This is a genomic window from Novacetimonas hansenii JCM 7643 (genome assembly GCF_000964405.1).
Classification (GTDB): domain Bacteria; phylum Pseudomonadota; class Alphaproteobacteria; order Acetobacterales; family Acetobacteraceae; genus Novacetimonas; species Novacetimonas hansenii.
The window spans coordinates 14,443-30,170 of sequence record NZ_BANE01000279.1; the positions used below are offsets into that span (position 1 = coordinate 14,443).

The 15,728-nt window shown below is 52.6% G+C and carries 16 protein-coding genes; 11 read left to right on the forward strand and 5 right to left on the reverse strand.

All coding sequences use genetic code 11. The features are described 5' to 3' along the window. Window positions 1-207 precede the first annotated feature (207 nt). Window positions 208-1,314 carry an HNH endonuclease gene (locus tag B7G66_RS14705; RefSeq protein ID WP_003617690.1) on the forward strand — a complete coding sequence of 369 codons (1,107 nt, stop codon included), beginning with the start codon at window positions 208-210 and terminating at the stop codon, window positions 1,312-1,314. Window positions 1,315-1,434: 120 nt separating this feature from the next. Then, complete coding sequence (locus B7G66_RS17560; RefSeq protein WP_141312894.1) at window positions 1,435-2,088, forward strand: hypothetical protein; 654 nt, start codon at window positions 1,435-1,437, stop codon at window positions 2,086-2,088. Between the two features lie 497 nt (window positions 2,089-2,585). Here the strand turns inward: B7G66_RS17560 and B7G66_RS14710 are convergent, their stop codons facing one another. From B7G66_RS14710 to B7G66_RS14725, 4 genes are all read right to left on the reverse strand, one after another. Next, entirely contained in the window at window positions 2,586-4,334 is a 1,749-nt protein-coding gene (locus B7G66_RS14710; RefSeq protein WP_003617693.1) for a recombinase family protein, read from the reverse strand. A gap of 36 nt (window positions 4,335-4,370) precedes the next feature. Continuing rightward, on the reverse strand, window positions 4,371-4,796 hold the full coding sequence (locus tag B7G66_RS14715; RefSeq protein ID WP_003617695.1) for a hypothetical protein: 426 nt from the start codon (window positions 4,794-4,796) through the stop codon (window positions 4,371-4,373). A 9-nt stretch (window positions 4,797-4,805) separates the two neighbouring features. Continuing rightward, window positions 4,806-5,060: a type II toxin-antitoxin system prevent-host-death family antitoxin gene (locus tag B7G66_RS14720; RefSeq protein ID WP_003617698.1), complete on the reverse strand. Its 255-nt coding sequence runs from the start codon at window positions 5,058-5,060 to the stop codon at window positions 4,806-4,808. Between the two features lie 72 nt (window positions 5,061-5,132). Next, the gene (locus B7G66_RS14725; RefSeq protein WP_003617703.1) at window positions 5,133-5,378 is read right to left on the reverse strand and encodes a hypothetical protein; all 246 of its coding nucleotides are present in this window, start codon (window positions 5,376-5,378) and stop codon (window positions 5,133-5,135) included. Between the two features lie 568 nt (window positions 5,379-5,946). On the opposite strand from B7G66_RS14725, the gene B7G66_RS14730 reads away from it, so the two are divergent. The 8 genes from B7G66_RS14730 to B7G66_RS14760 all read left to right on the forward strand — a co-directional run bounded on the left by B7G66_RS14730 (window position 5,947) and on the right by B7G66_RS14760 (window position 14,489). Beyond that, window positions 5,947-6,996, forward strand: a complete 1,050-nt coding sequence (locus B7G66_RS14730; protein ID WP_003617704.1) for a nucleoid-associated protein — start codon at window positions 5,947-5,949, stop codon at window positions 6,994-6,996. A gap of 568 nt (window positions 6,997-7,564) precedes the next feature. After that, window positions 7,565-8,365, forward strand: a complete 801-nt coding sequence (locus B7G66_RS17565; RefSeq protein WP_148424808.1) for a hypothetical protein — start codon at window positions 7,565-7,567, stop codon at window positions 8,363-8,365. 117 nt (window positions 8,366-8,482) lie between these two features. Beyond that, window positions 8,483-8,959 (forward strand): DUF2840 domain-containing protein, encoded by a 477-nt coding sequence (locus B7G66_RS14740; protein WP_040511407.1) that lies wholly within the window; start codon window positions 8,483-8,485, stop codon window positions 8,957-8,959. A 204-nt stretch (window positions 8,960-9,163) separates the two neighbouring features. Continuing rightward, complete coding sequence (locus tag B7G66_RS14745) at window positions 9,164-9,829, forward strand: MDR/zinc-dependent alcohol dehydrogenase-like family protein (protein ID WP_174805765.1); 666 nt, start codon at window positions 9,164-9,166, stop codon at window positions 9,827-9,829. A 529-nt stretch (window positions 9,830-10,358) separates the two neighbouring features. Beyond that, a complete protein-coding gene (locus B7G66_RS14750; RefSeq protein ID WP_003617711.1) occupies window positions 10,359-11,573 on the forward strand; it encodes an ABC-three component system protein in 1,215 nt (404 codons plus the stop codon). Then, on the forward strand, window positions 11,570-12,055 hold the full coding sequence (locus tag B7G66_RS17570; protein WP_003617713.1) for a three component ABC system middle component: 486 nt from the start codon (window positions 11,570-11,572) through the stop codon (window positions 12,053-12,055). The genes B7G66_RS14750 and B7G66_RS17570 overlap by 4 nt, the downstream gene beginning before the upstream one ends. Then, the gene (locus B7G66_RS14755) at window positions 12,052-13,989 is read left to right on the forward strand and encodes a DUF3732 domain-containing protein (protein ID WP_040511413.1); all 1,938 of its coding nucleotides are present in this window, start codon (window positions 12,052-12,054) and stop codon (window positions 13,987-13,989) included. The genes B7G66_RS17570 and B7G66_RS14755 overlap by 4 nt, the downstream gene beginning before the upstream one ends. Before the next feature lie 251 nt (window positions 13,990-14,240). Next, entirely contained in the window at window positions 14,241-14,489 is a 249-nt protein-coding gene (locus B7G66_RS14760) for a hypothetical protein (protein ID WP_237700326.1), read from the forward strand. 62 nt (window positions 14,490-14,551) lie between these two features. Here B7G66_RS14760 and B7G66_RS14765 read toward each other — a convergent pair whose 3' ends face one another. Next, complete coding sequence (locus tag B7G66_RS14765) at window positions 14,552-15,292, reverse strand: NADPH-dependent F420 reductase (protein WP_003617721.1); 741 nt, start codon at window positions 15,290-15,292, stop codon at window positions 14,552-14,554. Between B7G66_RS14765 and B7G66_RS19180 the strand changes: the two genes are divergently transcribed. After that, on the forward strand, window positions 15,291-15,728 hold a 438-nt coding region (locus B7G66_RS19180; RefSeq protein ID WP_048859338.1), incomplete at its 3' end, for a LysR family transcriptional regulator. The two genes, B7G66_RS14765 and B7G66_RS19180, sit on opposite strands and share 2 nt — an antisense overlap.

Here is a 15,728-nt window from a genome sequence, read left to right on the forward strand (position 1 = left end):
GCGGAAGACCAGTTGTCTACCGGAGAAAGCAAGTGTTTAGATATCCTCTCTATGATAGCGTGGCTTAAATATTCTGGTTTCATTCCCAAATTACAATCTTGGAAAAAGCATTTAAATTGAAAATATGGATATTTTCTCATTGTAAATATTCATTAAATGTAACTAGGAAATGTTGTGATATCCAGTTATTGGTGGTGGTAATTAATAATGCCTAAGTATTATATCAAACCTCTTTTTTGGAATACGAACGGCTATACGAAACCCTCAGGTGTGAAAGCGGTCAGCGGTTATCCGAAGGAACACGGCTATGGTCATGAGGAGTGGAATAATTCACCAAACATGCGCTTTACAGATCGTGGTACTCGGTTCCGAGCATTCCATACAGAACCTCTGGGTAATGCGCCTGTTGAGGACTATGATGGACAAATTTTTCTTTTCATGACAGCATCCCACGATGGCATCCAACAATTGGTAGGGGTCGCTGGTAAAGCTACATGTTTAATCCCAAAAAAACGGAGTGCTGAAAGAGAACATTTAAGACAACGCCTTAATATAGACCAACAATGGCGCGATGCGTGGGATCTTGAGATTGTCCGAAGCTTACATCACCATAACATCAGGACATTTAAAAATTCATGGAAGAAAGATATAAATTGGATTCCGAATTGGAAGTCGCCTGAAAATTATTTCTTTTGGCCAAAAGAAGCTGTTACCGTTGATCCCTTAAACATTACTGGAAAAACTCGGTTACTCAACATGTTTGGGAGCTACACTGAAATTGGTTCAAGCGCAGCCGTCCGCATCATGGCGTCGGTGCCATTATCGCTTCGAACGCAATCTTGGTCGTGCATTCAGCAGGAGATCGATGCCTCATTTTCGGATTCTGATGCCGACATTGCAGATATTAGGAGAATAAAAGGCGTTTCTGAAACTACTAAGCAAGCACTCATTGATGCGCGTATTGGACAAGGCAAATTTCGTACGGAACTCCTAAACCACTGGGATAGTCTATGTGCAGTCACCGGATGTGATCAACTACAGATACTTCGTGCATCTCACATTAAACCATGGAGTGAGTCCTCGAATTCCGAGCGACTGAATGCTAAGAACGGACTGTTACTAGTAGCAAATTTAGATGCTCTTTTTGACAGAGGTCTTATTTCGTTTTGCAGCAATGGCAAAATGCTAATTTCGAAATTGATCTCCCGTTCGGCGCAGAAACTATTGGGATTGCCTGCGGCTTTGCGTCGTCCTCCGACGCCCGAAGAGAATGTATTTCTTGAATATCACCGCAGAAGGGTATTTGTCGAATAGTAAGTTGTATTGTGTTGCTCTATTATGGGTTGCAACAAGCAATAGCAATGCATGGAAATAGTAAACGTTCTGGTCTTTTAAATTTTATCGTTAACAAATTTAGATAATAAAGGAAACGAGATGGACGGGGAAGTGAAAAAAACAATAAAAAAAGAAATTGGTAAATATCTATATGATCTAGTTAAGGATCTGTATTCGGATAGTGGAGATGGAATTAGGGCAATACAAGAGCCTGAAATCACGTCAAGATTATGCCAGAGAATGGAAGATAAGCTTGATGGTAAAACTATAGATGGATATAAATTTCACGTGATAGCTCAATCCTTACCTGACAGAGGACCACAATCCATCGAAAAATTGATTGGTGCAGATTTATTTTTTTCGGTGTCTCTACATGATGAAGATGGCGACGGATTTGATAAAGGTATTTTTATACAAGCAAAATATGATGATAATATCGATATTGATGAATTAAAAAAGTCATTTGAAAAAATGAAAAAAACATCAGATAAAAAATCTTCTTATGTATGGGTGTATACAAAAGAAGGAATTAAAGTTTTATCTGAATATCAGGCAAAAAAAATTACTGGTAATAATTTGAACGGTATTTCGCCGCGCTCTGTTTCTAGTTTTACGGGGCGGATTCTTGATTGTTATGCGGGAAGTCATGATTGGGGTATACAAAACAACACATCAAGACGAAGCGCTGTTGCAACCAAACTCCGGGAAGTTAGGGCTCGAGAAATACTTGATATACAGATTGAAAAGAAATGATTTAATTGCCTAAGGTTTTTAGATTTTAGAAAATTCCGAATTTCTTTTCTTCCAAGAAGGTGAGCGAAGGAGAGGAATGCTTACAGATTTTTGAGGATATGGCTGTAAATTTATTCATATCATCGACTGTCAGGCATTCCGGCTTCCATATCGTCAACCGCCTTCAGATTGTTCCATATTCTTCGCTTAGCCTCGCCAGCGCTGTATGTAGCTTGCATGGCGTATGTTCTCATAGCGTTGTCGTGACGTATCCGTCGTCGTCCCACTACATTTCCTTCCGTTAATCGGAAAATATAACGACATAAAATTCGGAGACTAACGCTTTCCCGTGCTGACTGCGCATATCGACGCACTGCGCGTCTCAACTCGGAAAGAATATCCGCTTGTCAGTTTCCTATAATCGTACACATTGTCTGCAAAGAAGGCCAAGCGGACGCGGCTCTGAATAAATAAATCCTCAACTCTACGAGTGGAGGGCTTATTGATTTCAGTAGGGATCAGGCAAATGCAGAGAAAAGTCCATCAAGACAGCTTATTAGGCCTACTTTACGCTCAACTTGCGATTGTTGCAATTTGAGAGCTAATCCTGCCCCCGCAACCACCGATACCGACACTCCCGAAGCCCTGGCTCCGGGAGTGTTCGTGTTTCTGGCCCCTTGGTCGCGTGACGCGGCGAAATCCAGCAGATTGCCAAGCTCGCCATGGAGCGTCGCGTGCATCTCGCCTCGGCCTTTGCCGGGATGAAGCACGATCTTCTCGATCAGGGCACGGATGGCCTCGGATGCCTCCTGCCTGTCCTCGGGATGGTTCAGCGTTTCCGCCAGCCGCTCGACCTTGCTTTTGAAGATTCCGGCGACGTTGGGATGGATGTCCGGCACGTCCTGCGGCTGGGCGGCAAGCAGGGCGACCAGTTCATCCTCGCGGGCTTCCATCTCGCGCATGCGCTCGACCATGCCGCGCGTATAGCCGCCATCCTCGATCACCTGGAGCATCTGTTTCAGCCCCTTGCGCAATTTGGTGAGTTCAGTCTGCCAGCCCGCCGTGCTGGCGCGACGCTCATGGTTCGCGCGGTTGGTTTCCTCGACATAGGCGCGCATCGCCTCCGCTGCCGCTTCGGGGGTCATCAGCCGGTCCTTGAGGCCCGACAGCACCCGGTCTTCCAGTTCCGGACGGCGGATGGTGGTTCTGTTGGTGCAGGAGCGATTATCCATATGGGTGGAGCAGGCGAAGCGGTCACCACCTCGGATCGAGCAGGGGCCGCCGCACACGCCACAGAACACCAGACCCGACAAGAGTGACTTCGGGCGGCGCTGGCCATTCAGCTTGTTGATCGACGCCCGGATGCCGGCGCTGATATTCACGCTCTTCTCCGCGATCTGCGCCTGCCGGTCGCGGACGGCCTGCCAGAGATCGTCATCCATGATCCGCAGTTCGGGAACCTCGGTGATGATCCATTCCGATTGCGGGTTCAGCCGCGAGACGCGCTTGCCGGTTTGCGGGTCTTTCAGATAGCGCAGCCGGTTCCAGACAAGGCGTCCGACGTAAAGCTCATTGTTCACAATGCCGGTGCCGCGCAGGGCGTTGCCCCGTAGGGTGGTGTTATTCCACTTCCCGCCCGTCGGGCTGGCGATGCCTTCATCGTTGAGGCGGCCGGCGATGGCAAGCGCGCTCCGGCCCGACGCGAACTCACGGAAGATGCGGCGGACGATTTCTGCCTGCGCGTCGTCGATCTTGCGATCACCCCGGATCAGTTCGCCTCGTGCGTCCATCTGATGCACGACGCGATAGCCGTAGCAGATCCCACCGCCGGACTTGCCCGCCTCGACCCGGCCGCGCAGGCCGCGATGGGTCTTCATCGCCAGATCTTTGAGGAACAGGGCGTTCATCGTGCCCTTGAGGCCGACATGCAGTTCCGAGATTTCCCCTTCTGCCAGGGTGACGATGGTTACTCCCGCGAATTTCAGCCGCTTGAACAGGGTGGCCACGTCGGCCTGATCGCGGGACACGCGGTCCAGTGCCTCGGCCAGCACGACATCGAACTGCCCGGCCTGAGCGTCGCGGAGCAGGGTCTGGATGCCGGGACGCAGGATCATGCTGGCCCCGGAGATGGCCGCGTCGCGGTAATACTCCACCACCTGCCAGCCCTCGCGCGTGGCGCGTTCCTCGCAGAGGCGGAACTGGTCCTCGATCGAAGCCGCCCGCTGGTTGTCCGAGGAATAGCGGGCATAAAGCGCGACACGGGTCATGACCTTATTTCCTTTATCCTTATAAGCTCTCCACGATCAGCGACGCACGGCGGCGCTTTTCTTCTGTCGGGCGAGGGCGACAAACTCCGACTTGATCTTGGTAAACAGGCCCGGCGGAATAAAACCGTAGGCGAAAACACCCGCCTTGCCAGGGACCGGCGACACGCCGCCGCTTGGCCATTCATCGACGTTGTGCTCCGAGACGATCACCCAGCTTGGCACGTTATCCAGTCCGATCGCCGCCTTGACCTTCGCCGGTATCTCGATCCCGACCGTATCGCCGGAAGGCGGCGTGTGGGTGATTGGCAGAAGCACAACATAACGGGGGCGCAGCACGCTGTCGCTGGCCGCGACGAGGCAGGCGGGACGATCCTTGCCTTGGCCCTGTCCCCGCGTGGCCTCATGCGTCCACAGATAATCGTAACGGACCACGAGGCCGGGTTTGGGTTCGGGAAACGACACGGACGGCCCTTATTTCAACAAGTCGTCGAGATGCGCATGTTCGGGGTCCATCTCGGCACGCTCCACGGCGGCCAGCACCACGTCGGACACATCCTCCGTCCGGTGGCTTCGCTGGGCCGCCGCGCGGAGCCAGTCATAATGATCTGCGGACAACAGCACATATTCGCGGCGTCCGTGACGGGTGATCTCGACCGGTTCACGCTGGGCCTGATGCTGGAATTCGCCGAATTTGCGCTGGAATTCGAGGGCGCCGACGGTGGGCATGGGCGGGGCATCCTGCTGATGTAATGATGATATCCAAATTATACGTATAATACCTCTTTTTCAAGGGTAATCTCATTCCTCCTGCTCCGGCCTGGCTCCCCGTGGGGGGGCGTTGTCGTTGGCGATCTGGCCCAACCGCCGCTCGAATTCCTCGCGGGCGATCTGGCGTCCCAGCATCCGGGCGAGGATGAGGATCAGTGCATCCGTTCGCGCCTTCATGACCGGATCGGGAAGAGCGGACTGGATATTGCTGCTGGGTTTGTTATCGTTGGCCGGAGAATTCGGTCCGGCGTTCGATATGCGGTTTTCGTCCGTCATCGTCCTGCCCTTTCCGTCTGGAGAGGACAGCAGCATCACGCGCTGAAAACTGCCGTGCAACCGGAAAAATCGAGCCATTCCAATGGATTGTCGGCGTGTATCAGTTCCTGCGTACTGGGGCGTAGTCAGGCGTACATGTGGCGGTGTTTTGTTCGCAAATTGAGGAATCACAAGTTGGTGAGTGGTTGAATGTGAGCAGGAATCTCCGAGTTGGTAGTGACGATTTCCCGAGAGGATTAGCATAGGGCTGTCGCTGTTTTCCTATATGATTAAGCGTGCGATGGAGGCAGCGCTGGGCTGGTACGGGGTCGGCTGTGGGATTAGCTCATAGATATCCCGTCGAATCCCACTCCGGTAGTTGAGCAAGGTGAGAAACACAGCATGTGTGGACCTTTCACTCGATCAACGAAGGCACCTATCGATTGACAGTGTTCCCTATATGTTCCAATGAAGTTTTCCGCATGCCGATAAACTTGGGCGAAAGAGGATTACACTCTGTCTTTAGACAAGTATATTTTGGCCGCCAGCGTTGAGGCATTTGCGCGAGTGTCGCTGGAGGAGGTGAAATTTGCCGTTTCTAAGTGACTCTGAGCGCGACGACCTGCGCATCGACCGGATGATATTCCATGTGGTCGGCCCCGATCTTGAGAATCCTATACTGCTTACTGAGTTTGACCCGCCCATATTTACGGAGTTCTTCCTGAAGCGGATCAAGTCTGCGCTTGGCGGCAACTCTTATTGTTTTAGAGCGGATTCGCCGACGATGGCGACACTGAGGGAAGTAGGCGCGGATGAAGCGAGTTTTGTGGCAGCGTCCGAAACACTTGCTGCTGCGTTCCAGCATGAGCATCGACAAAATTCGATCGATGGCGTTTTTTTTCTTTTTCTTCTTAGCACGTTTGGGGGCGCAAGATTGTTCGCTCTCGTGAAGTACGACAACGATCAGGTGCTAAAATACGATATCGCTGATGCCGGAGGCAGACGCATGGCGATTCTTGAAGAGTTTCGGCAGACATTTTCGACTAAGCGGGAATCCCTGCAGAAGATCGCACTCGTACGCCTTGGTTCCGAGGATGGCGAGCTCATGGTCCGTGACCGGTCGAAGCCAGACGGGATCTCGGAATATTTTGGTAAGTTTCTCCATGTCAAGCGGGCTGCGACGCCAGCGGAGTTCACGAAGAGGGTCGAACGCATCCTCAAGGATGTGATGAAGAAACACCGTGATGATCTCGATCCTGAAATCAGGAAGGGCGGGGCGCGGCGCATCAATGAGCAACTGCGCGCCACTCGCGAATTCGGCCCCGAAACACAGGAGCAGCTCTTCGATGCTGTCTTTGGCGTGCTTCCCGAGGATTCGCCTGTGCGTCGGACCTATCGTCGGAAATTGGCGACAGCCAAACTTGATGAAGAAACGTTTCAGGTCGATCCCACCGCAATACCGCGTACGCCGCGTCGCCGTATTGAAACGGCAGAAGGCATACAGATCCTGTTCAATGAGGAAGATCGAGGCCGGATCGTTAAGCGTGAACTGGAGACCGGTGATACTGAAATCCTGATTACTACGACGCACGTCACAGTGGACGACGACGATGCTATCGATCTTAGCCGCAGCACTTGATGCCTCCACTGGACTAACGGTCGATGAGATTAATGGCACGCTAACGGCGGTCGGCCGACCAACCCATGCGGTTCTGGTTGCCTGGCGTGAGGTGGCGGTGGCCTGCGCAAGCGACCGGTGCCGTCTTACTTGTCGAGATGAACTCGACGATGTTCACGATTTAAGCACAGCGGATCTAGACGAGCTTGACGGCACCGAGCTGCGTTTTACGCTCGAAATTGCCTGTCCAGAAAATGCGGTTCACGTAGCGACACCTAATGGACTGCGGCGTATCCTAGCTATGTTGGATAACCTTTCATCTGTTTCCGTAGTGCGCATGCTCGGTCTTACTGAGGCAATTCGAACACTTGGCGTTGTTATTGAGCCATGGGAGGATGGTGCCTGGGAGGCCCCACCAAGGGCGGCGGGGCGGAGCCCGAGTCCACGTCGGTTCGCGCGGACGATTGTGGGGAGTGCTAGGGCGCCAAGTGACATTGGCTCATATTTGCTTGAGGGGGAGGCTAATCGGGCTGATCGGGCTTTCGTCGTCTGGCGGGGTTTTGCGACCAATGCCGTTCGACGATCTCTCGTGAATGAAATCTACGAGGCTGATGGAATTGTGCGGGTCGTTCTGTCGGGTACGCCGACCCGCCGTCTAGAACTGGGCGAAGCTGATGTAGATGCGGCGTCGTTTGCTGTTCTCCAGAAGGCGGCACGGTGGGTATACGTCGAAGGTCCTGACGCTGAACTTCGTCACACATTGCTCACTAATGAGCTGGCCCGGGAATGGCGCGACGGCGAACCCTTTGCTCTTGGTCTAAGTTGTAAATTGCCGGTCGCCTTAGAGAGCGCGGGGCTCGCCTACCGCGCCTATGTCCAGCAGGGTAGCAAGGATACGATCAAGAGCCTCTCAGACCTGCGCAAGACGCTTGCCGAGGAGATGGGGAAGGTCACGCAGCAGACCCGCGATCTGACTTCCGGACTTTGGCGTGATGTTGCGGTTGCGATCGTGACTATCGCGTTTCGCTACTCAATGGATGCCGCCAAGGTTGTGACGGCGAAGCCGGTGTATGCGGTGATCTTCGTGCTGGCTGCCGCTCACATCGTTATCAGCCAGTGGGTGACCGTTCGTAGCAATCGCGCTTTTCTTAAGGTGGCGGCAGACTCTCGGACTCTTTGGCGGCAGAAAGGTTATGCTTACCTTTCTGATGACGAATTCGGTGTGCTGGCTGAAACCCCTCTGTCGCAGGCGAGAGCTATTTATAACCGGGTTGAAGCGACGACCAATTGGGTGGCAGGGATCGTTGCTGTGGGATTGGTCGCTTCTGCAGGGTGGGAGATCGGGGTGTGGCAGGCATTGTATCGCCGTCTTATGGAACTCTCCTGCTGATGCCATGCCGCCGCGCATTAAGGACAGACTGGTAGTTACGAACGATGCTGGTTGCCGTCGTCCTTCTGGCCACACTCGTGCTGTCCAAGGAGCGGATTATGGATGAGAAATGGCACGATGACCGACGATCCGTCCGCGCTGATCACGACGGTCAAACTGACGTGGATCGAGAAGCAGCTGCAACGCTGGCTGCGCTTCGGCCGGCCGGTCACGGATACCATTCTGGACCGTCAGCGGCGTGTGCTGAGCTTCGCGCCCGGCAGTGTGTTCGCCTTCGTGCGTTGGGCCGCCAACGATTATGGCACGGTTGAATCGCACATCGACATCGTGCGCACGGTGGGTTCGGGCGAAGACTACCAGACCGTCTCATGCGTGCAGCCGGGTGGCGAGGTATTGCTGCACCAGAGTTCATGGCCGCGCGTCCAGCGTGTGCTGGAAGTGATTGATGCTGTCGAGGCGCTGGACATCGACCCGACCGAGGTCAGCCCCGATTACTGGCGGCATGTGCATCATCGGCTGGAGGCACGGCAACAGCCCGATGCCTATACCAAAGCGCAGCATCGGGCATGGCTGCGTCGTCGCGCGTTGCAGTGAGCGTGCCGTCCACGTCCGGCCTATCGACGTTTGCCCGTGCCTTTTCCTTCTCCTTCCGGCCCGCTTTTCCATCGTCCTGTCGCGCCCATTTTTTTGCCGGGACAATGCGCCGCGAGCGGAAGACGCCGGCTGCGCCGCCGGATGTCTCATGGATCGTCTTCGTGCGCCTTCCAGACACCATTTCGATGAACGATCCGACGTTCAGTGACACGAGTTTCCCATATCCCGAATATCATCCGTATGCGGTGGCTGGGCGCTCCAGACCGGCTGGAGGATCTGACGGACTTCACCCGCGACCTGATGACGCGGATGGAAGCCGATCTCGGCACACGGCTGGACTGGGTGGCGGTGATCCTGGCGCAACTGGCATTGCGTCGGAACTGGCGCGTCTGGGTGACCGCGTCGCCAGTTCATCGCGAACGGCTGCTGGCGTTGGGCATTGCCGGTACGTTCGATTATCGGGATGAGGGCTGGCGTGCGCAATTGACCGCAGCACTCGGGCCACGCCGCCTCTTTGCTGTATTCGACACGACGAGCGGGGCGTATGCACGCGGTCTGGCGCCACTGGTGGGGTATAACGGACATCTGGTCTGCATTCAGGATCGGCTGGAATCACCGCCTCTGTCGCCGTTCACGACGGCGCTGTCCCTGCATGAAGTCGCACTGAACAGCGCGCACGGCCATGCGACAGCGGAGGACTGGCGGGAGTGGCGCCAAGCCGGAGCGCAGTTGCTCGACGCTGTGCGGATTGGTGCCATCGGCCTCCAGCAGCATATTGTCTCAGCGTTCGATGACCTGCCGGCAAGCCTCTCTGCCCTGAAGCATGGGCGCATCAAAGGGCAGAAGATTCTTGTGCGCATTGAGGCTTAAGGCTGTTAGGCTTGATGAACTCGGCCGGTCTGCGATGCGAGCATAACCAAGTTCAGCTTCAGAAACGCGCTCAGTGAACGAAATTGGTGGGGTATTGCGATATGTGCATTGAGGGCTTAATTTATATAATTACTTGTATTTGAAAGATTTTTATAGGGCGGATTCAAAGCAATGGTATCATATCTAGTAACCCATTTACCATTATCAGCATTGACCTAGACCACTGTTCCGATCAGTGTTTAAGACGAACTTGATTTTGGTTCCGGGGCCAATGGTTGATATTATTCGAAACCTCATGCGCCGGCGGTGGGATGATTCGACTCCCGCCTATTGGAGTTGGATTTTGATGGGAATAAATTTAGCGCTATTTATTCAAAATTTTTTTCGATGTGTTTTTAATAAACATTATCCACTAGTACCGATGGTATTCTTGTCGTGATAAGTTTTTATTGTTTCGTCAGCCAGAATAAAGAGGCATAAAAATAAAAGTCGTTCATGAAAAAGCAAAGATACGTATTGAGAGAAAAAATTGGACAATAAGAATGCTCACAGTGCTGATGCCTCAGCGTTAGGGTTCCTCTATCAGGCCCAGTACGCTCTATTAAGGCTTTGGAACGAGGCGACATATGAAGACGCTGTGATCTATTTAGAAACGCTGGACGACGTCGTTCTGGAATCTAATGACCAAACGATCCTCGAACAACTTAAGCATTCGCTTTCTAAGAATCCCGCTGCGATAACCGTGGCAAGTGTAAACCTATGGAAAACATTAAAAGCTTGGATTGATGTGCTTCCGGATTTGGATCTGCCTAAGACGTCCCTGCATCTCGTAACGGTGGCAGATATCTCTCCAACTTCCCATCTTCAAGTTCTTATTAATAATAATGAAAGTAGAGAAGGACTGATTTCCGCCCTCCGAGATGAAGCGCAACGAGTTATTCAAGAAAGGGAAGACGCAAAAGCGAAAGGGATTAAACCGCTACCTCATGCAAAAAGAGCTTCGGCCTGTGAAGCATTTCTGAATCTCTCAAATGATTTACAGACTGAAATCATATCCAGGATTCAATTAAAGCCCGGTCAACAGAACATTCGGGAAATTGAAGACGAACTGGCGAAAACACTTACGTCTGTGCTTCAGAAAGATCAGTCGCATGTGGCGAAGCTTATGGTAGAGTGGTGGAATCGGCAGGTCATTCACGCACATTGTGGAAAACGCGACAAGGCTATTCATCGCTTTGAGTTGGTGAAACGGCATATGGAAATTGTTGCCGATATCGAACATGATATACTTGTTGATTACTTTTCAGGAGAGGTGCCTCCTAATACCTATCAATCACATCCCATGGTCGAGAAGCAAATTAAGCTGGTGGGCGGGTCTTCAGCGTGGCTTCAGAGGGCTGTAACGAACGAATGGCGTGCTCGTGAATCTCGATCGCGTTGGTCCACGGAGAACCCTACTTGGAAAGAAAAGATCTCGAAGTACGATGCCCGATTGGTTGAGGAATGGTTTTATAAACATAGTGACATTTGCGAAGAGTGTGAGGGTGAAGCTAGTGAGGAAAAAATGACAAAGGGCCTCGCACTACTAAAGTGGAGCTTCTACAGTGCACCAGATAAGATTGAGGAAATTGCGCCCAGTGTCACTGCTCCCAGTTACATTAGGGGCACATATCACGTCCTTTCGATTGATGGACAAGTGGGCTGGCATCCCGATTATTTTTCCCTTCTTGGGTTCAAGAAATGAACGTCGCCTATGATATATTTGCCGAAACTAATCCTGCTTTTTGTACTTTCGGTTTAGTCGGTTTTTGCCGGAAATATGAAATGGCTTCAGGAAAATCACCCAATCTAACCCTTGCGTATCTTGCCTTGCCCTTAGCTCTATCAGATGATTTAAGAACTTCCTTTGATGAGACGGCCGTCACTACCGGTCTTTTGGCGTGGCTCAATCGCTATCCTGATGTACGTTTGGATTTAGGCGTTCGGCTCGATGCATCGAAGAATATCGTTTCCTCAGCTTTGCGCTTCGGGCTTAGTGCAAGAGTGCTATTGCTGAGCGCAGATGGAACGATCGGGCTTGGTGCTCAGAAGCTGTCAACGGGACCTATTGCTGATCTGCCAGAAAGTCCGAAGCGTGCGATTAAGAGGGCAGAGCGTCTCGGTACATGGATGGGCAAAGCGGGATCGGCAGCAACAATTTTTTCAGCTTTCGGAGTGATGCCGTGAACCGTTGGAATATTCAGGAAATTGCATTTTACGGCATAGGGGACAGGCGTAGAACACTTAAATTCGACATCGGCAAGGTTAATGTAATAACAGGAGCATCAGGCACAGGCAAATCAGCGATTATCGACGCTATCGACTACTGTCTTGGTTCCAAAGAATGTAAACTCCCTTTTTTTGTAAGAAATCATGCAGAAGCGGTTGCCGTTCACTGGGTGCAAGGAAGCAGAGACCTGATCGTCGGCAGAAAAATCCCGAAGGCAGGAAGTGGCACTAGCCAAATGTATGTAAGGACGGGTCGGCACCTCAAGCTTCCTGCAGCATCAGCAGGCCTTGAGGGACCGACCAACCGCGATGTCGCACGTGCGTTGATCGAAAAAGCGTTCGGGATTCAAGATGCGGAAGATCCCGTCATCTCTCTCAAGTCTGAGAAAGGCCGTGCTACGGTTCGTGATATACCGCCTTATCTCTTCCTTTCGGGAGATGTGATTGTCAGCAGAGAAACTTTGCTGCATGACTTGAACCGCCCTAAAAAGGCTCCTGACATTAAAGCAACTATTCCCTATTTTCTGGGTGCTGTCGATCAAGCAAGTGTTTTGGCCGCCAGAGTACTTCGCCAACTTGAAGCGGCTTTGACGAAAATTGAGCGAGAGGCCGCAGCCAAGGCGCGGAGTCAGAGTCTCCTCACAGAACGTTCTATGGCTTTGTTGACCCAGGCGCAAGAAATAGGCTTGGTTGTCGAATTGCCTTCACCTAGTGCACCGGACGCAGTGCTTCTCGACCAACTAGCTGGCGTTGCAGGAAGAGGAGTTGCCTCAACTGACATGAGGGATTCGGAAGCTCGGGCTGTTCTGGAGGAGGATCGACGTACGATAGTTTCCGAATTACAGACGCTGAGAGGAAAGCGTCAAATGCTTCGACAAACTATACGTGACGCAGCAGGTTACGAAACTGCGGTATCAGCTCAGTCTCACAAATTGCGGCTTGTTGACCACATGAAGCTTGACGACGGTCGGTGCCCTGTGTGTGAATCGCAGAACGATGTCGGTCAAGCGATGGCTGAGAAAATCCGTAGTTCCTTGAGTATTATTACAAGAGAGGCTCTTGCGGTTGACGGAATTCGCCCACATCTCAACGATCATTTTGAGGAAATTGAGAGTTTAATTGCCTCAAAATATAATCGTCTAAGAGAGATTGAAGCGCAACTTAGCGGACTTGTTCGCGTAGGTGAAGAGCTAGGGACCTTAGGTTCGATCCTTCAAGAGAGGGCTCGGGTCGTAGGTCGTATCGATCAGTTCTTGGAGACAACGGCAAAAGACTTCCAAGTGGCGTCGACGGATACTGCGATGCTTGTATCTCGGATCGAGGATCTCAAAGAGCAAGTTGATCCGCAGGCGCGCAGGGAGCGTCTTCGTGATGCTGAAAACATGGTCAGCGCCTTCGCGACAGAAATGCTCACGGATCTTCCTACTGAAGTGCCGGCGACAGGTTCACGTGTGGTGTTCTCATCTACTCCAAGTCTCTCGCTGGTGGAACCATCTCGTCGTGCAGTTCTCGCTATGGCAGAAATCGGCTCAGACCAAAACTATCTAGCAATTCATCTTGCTCTATCCTTTTCTCTTCAAAAACTTTTTGAGACTATTAAAGCTCCAGTCCCAGGCCTTTTGGTTATCGATCAGATCAGCCGCCCTTATTACCCCAAGGGTGGTGACGAAAAACGCCTGCAAGAAATGGAGAAAGATGACGATCAAGTAGCAATGAAGCAGATCGTCCGTTTTCTTTTCGATGAAACAGCGCGTCAAACAGGGCTTCAAGTCATTCTCATTGAACATGCCTACATTGAGGAGGACCCAGAATACGTTGCCGCCGTGAAAGGTCGATGGACGAAAGCATCAGGAGAAAAACTAATCCCATCGGACTGGCCGGTCCGGAACTAGGTTCTGTTAGATTTTAATCTAATCTGTGGTTGCGAAGTGAAGGATAGCGAGGAATGAAGCGGCGATCTTTTTGTATCGAGTTGCGACCGTCCGCCATTCTTTTAGTTGGAACTCAAAGGTTTCAGGCCAGGTGACGGTTGCGATAAGCCCATTATGGGCAGGCGAAAGCGGCGTCTCTGCGCTTGGGCGGGATCGCTGACCGTACTCCTATAGCCGAGACGCGTTCCCGGAAGGCATTGGAGGCGTAGCTCTTGTCGTCGACGCGCCATATAAGGCTGCTCGTGGCCTATCGAATGGACCGGCTGAACGATACTCGTTTCAGGACAGTGGGGGATGAGCTTCGCGAACGGATGCGCATGCTGCAGATGACGTCGCCTATCCCTTATAGGAAGCAGAATGACGGCGAGTATCAGATCCCCACGATGGAACTGAAGCCCGGTCTGGAAACGCCAGGTGCCGTGCGTTTCGCTCTCTATGCCGCGGAGCCCAAGTTGCGGTGAGAAATACTCCTCCTATATTACTCAAAGCATCACAGGTGAGGTTAAATCGCGCAGACCTCAGCTTATGGACCTTTGCGTGATGCAGCGGCCAGAGCTTTTTCAAGGTCAGCCTTGTCCAGTCTGGCACAATAAGCTGGCGTACCGTTCTCGAAACGCCAGCCTTCGGAAAGCGGTCCCGCGTCCACGGTATCGAAGCCGAACTCCTCATAAAGTTGAGCGGCAATCGCCTTGGCCTGCACGTCGTCCCCGCAGAGCGGTAAGGCCAGACGATCTGGCGATCCAGCATAACGACCATCTCGCTCAAGATCGGTCATACGGACAGCGTTGAAGGCTTTCACGACACGTGAGTCCGGCAGATGAGCAGACAGCAATTCACTGGTGGTCGTCTCATGTTGGTCCAGCTCGGCAATATGGCCGTCTCGTTCCGGATAGTAGTTGTCGGTATCGATCACGATCTTTCCGGCCAGTGGCGCGACTGGCACGGAGCGGTAGGCGGCCAAGGGAACTGCGACGACGGTGACCTCGCCGAAATGGACCGCCTCGTCGACAGTCCCAATCTCGCTGCCGGTGAGAGCTCGGAGGCTGAAGAGCGTTTGTGGACCACGTGAATTGCTGACCATCACCTGATGCCCAGAGCGAACGGCCAATGTCGCGATGGTGCGACCGACGAAGCCTGCGCCGATAATGCCTATTTTCATGATGATTCTCCATGTTTTTTCCTCTGTATGCACGGTAATTATATCCTGGACGGCGATAAATGTCGTATTCGCTCTTTCACTGACAACCAGCAGGGGGGAATCCATGGATCGACTGACCAGCATGAATGTTTTCGTCAACGCGGCGGATCTCGGCTCGTTCGCTGCTACGGCAGAAGCTCTGGGTATGTCGGCACAGATGGTCGCCAAACACGTCGCGTTTCTGGAAGCCCGTCTTGGTACGACATTGCTCAGTCGTACCACTCGTAGACAGAGCCTGACGGATATCGGACGCGCTTATTACGACAGATGCAAACAAGTGCTGATGGAAGTTGACGCCGCTGATGCGCTGGCGGCGGATATGCGCGCTCGACCGACCGGAACGCTGCGGGTCACCCATACGCCCGAACGCCTGATCCAGCCTGCGGGCGATATCCGGTCCGAAACGCAGCGCCAGAGGCGCACGGGGCATGGCGGCCAGTGGCCCGATGCGGGAGACTCCCAGCGTGGCCAGACCCTCAATGATAGGGGAGGGCAGGCGGAG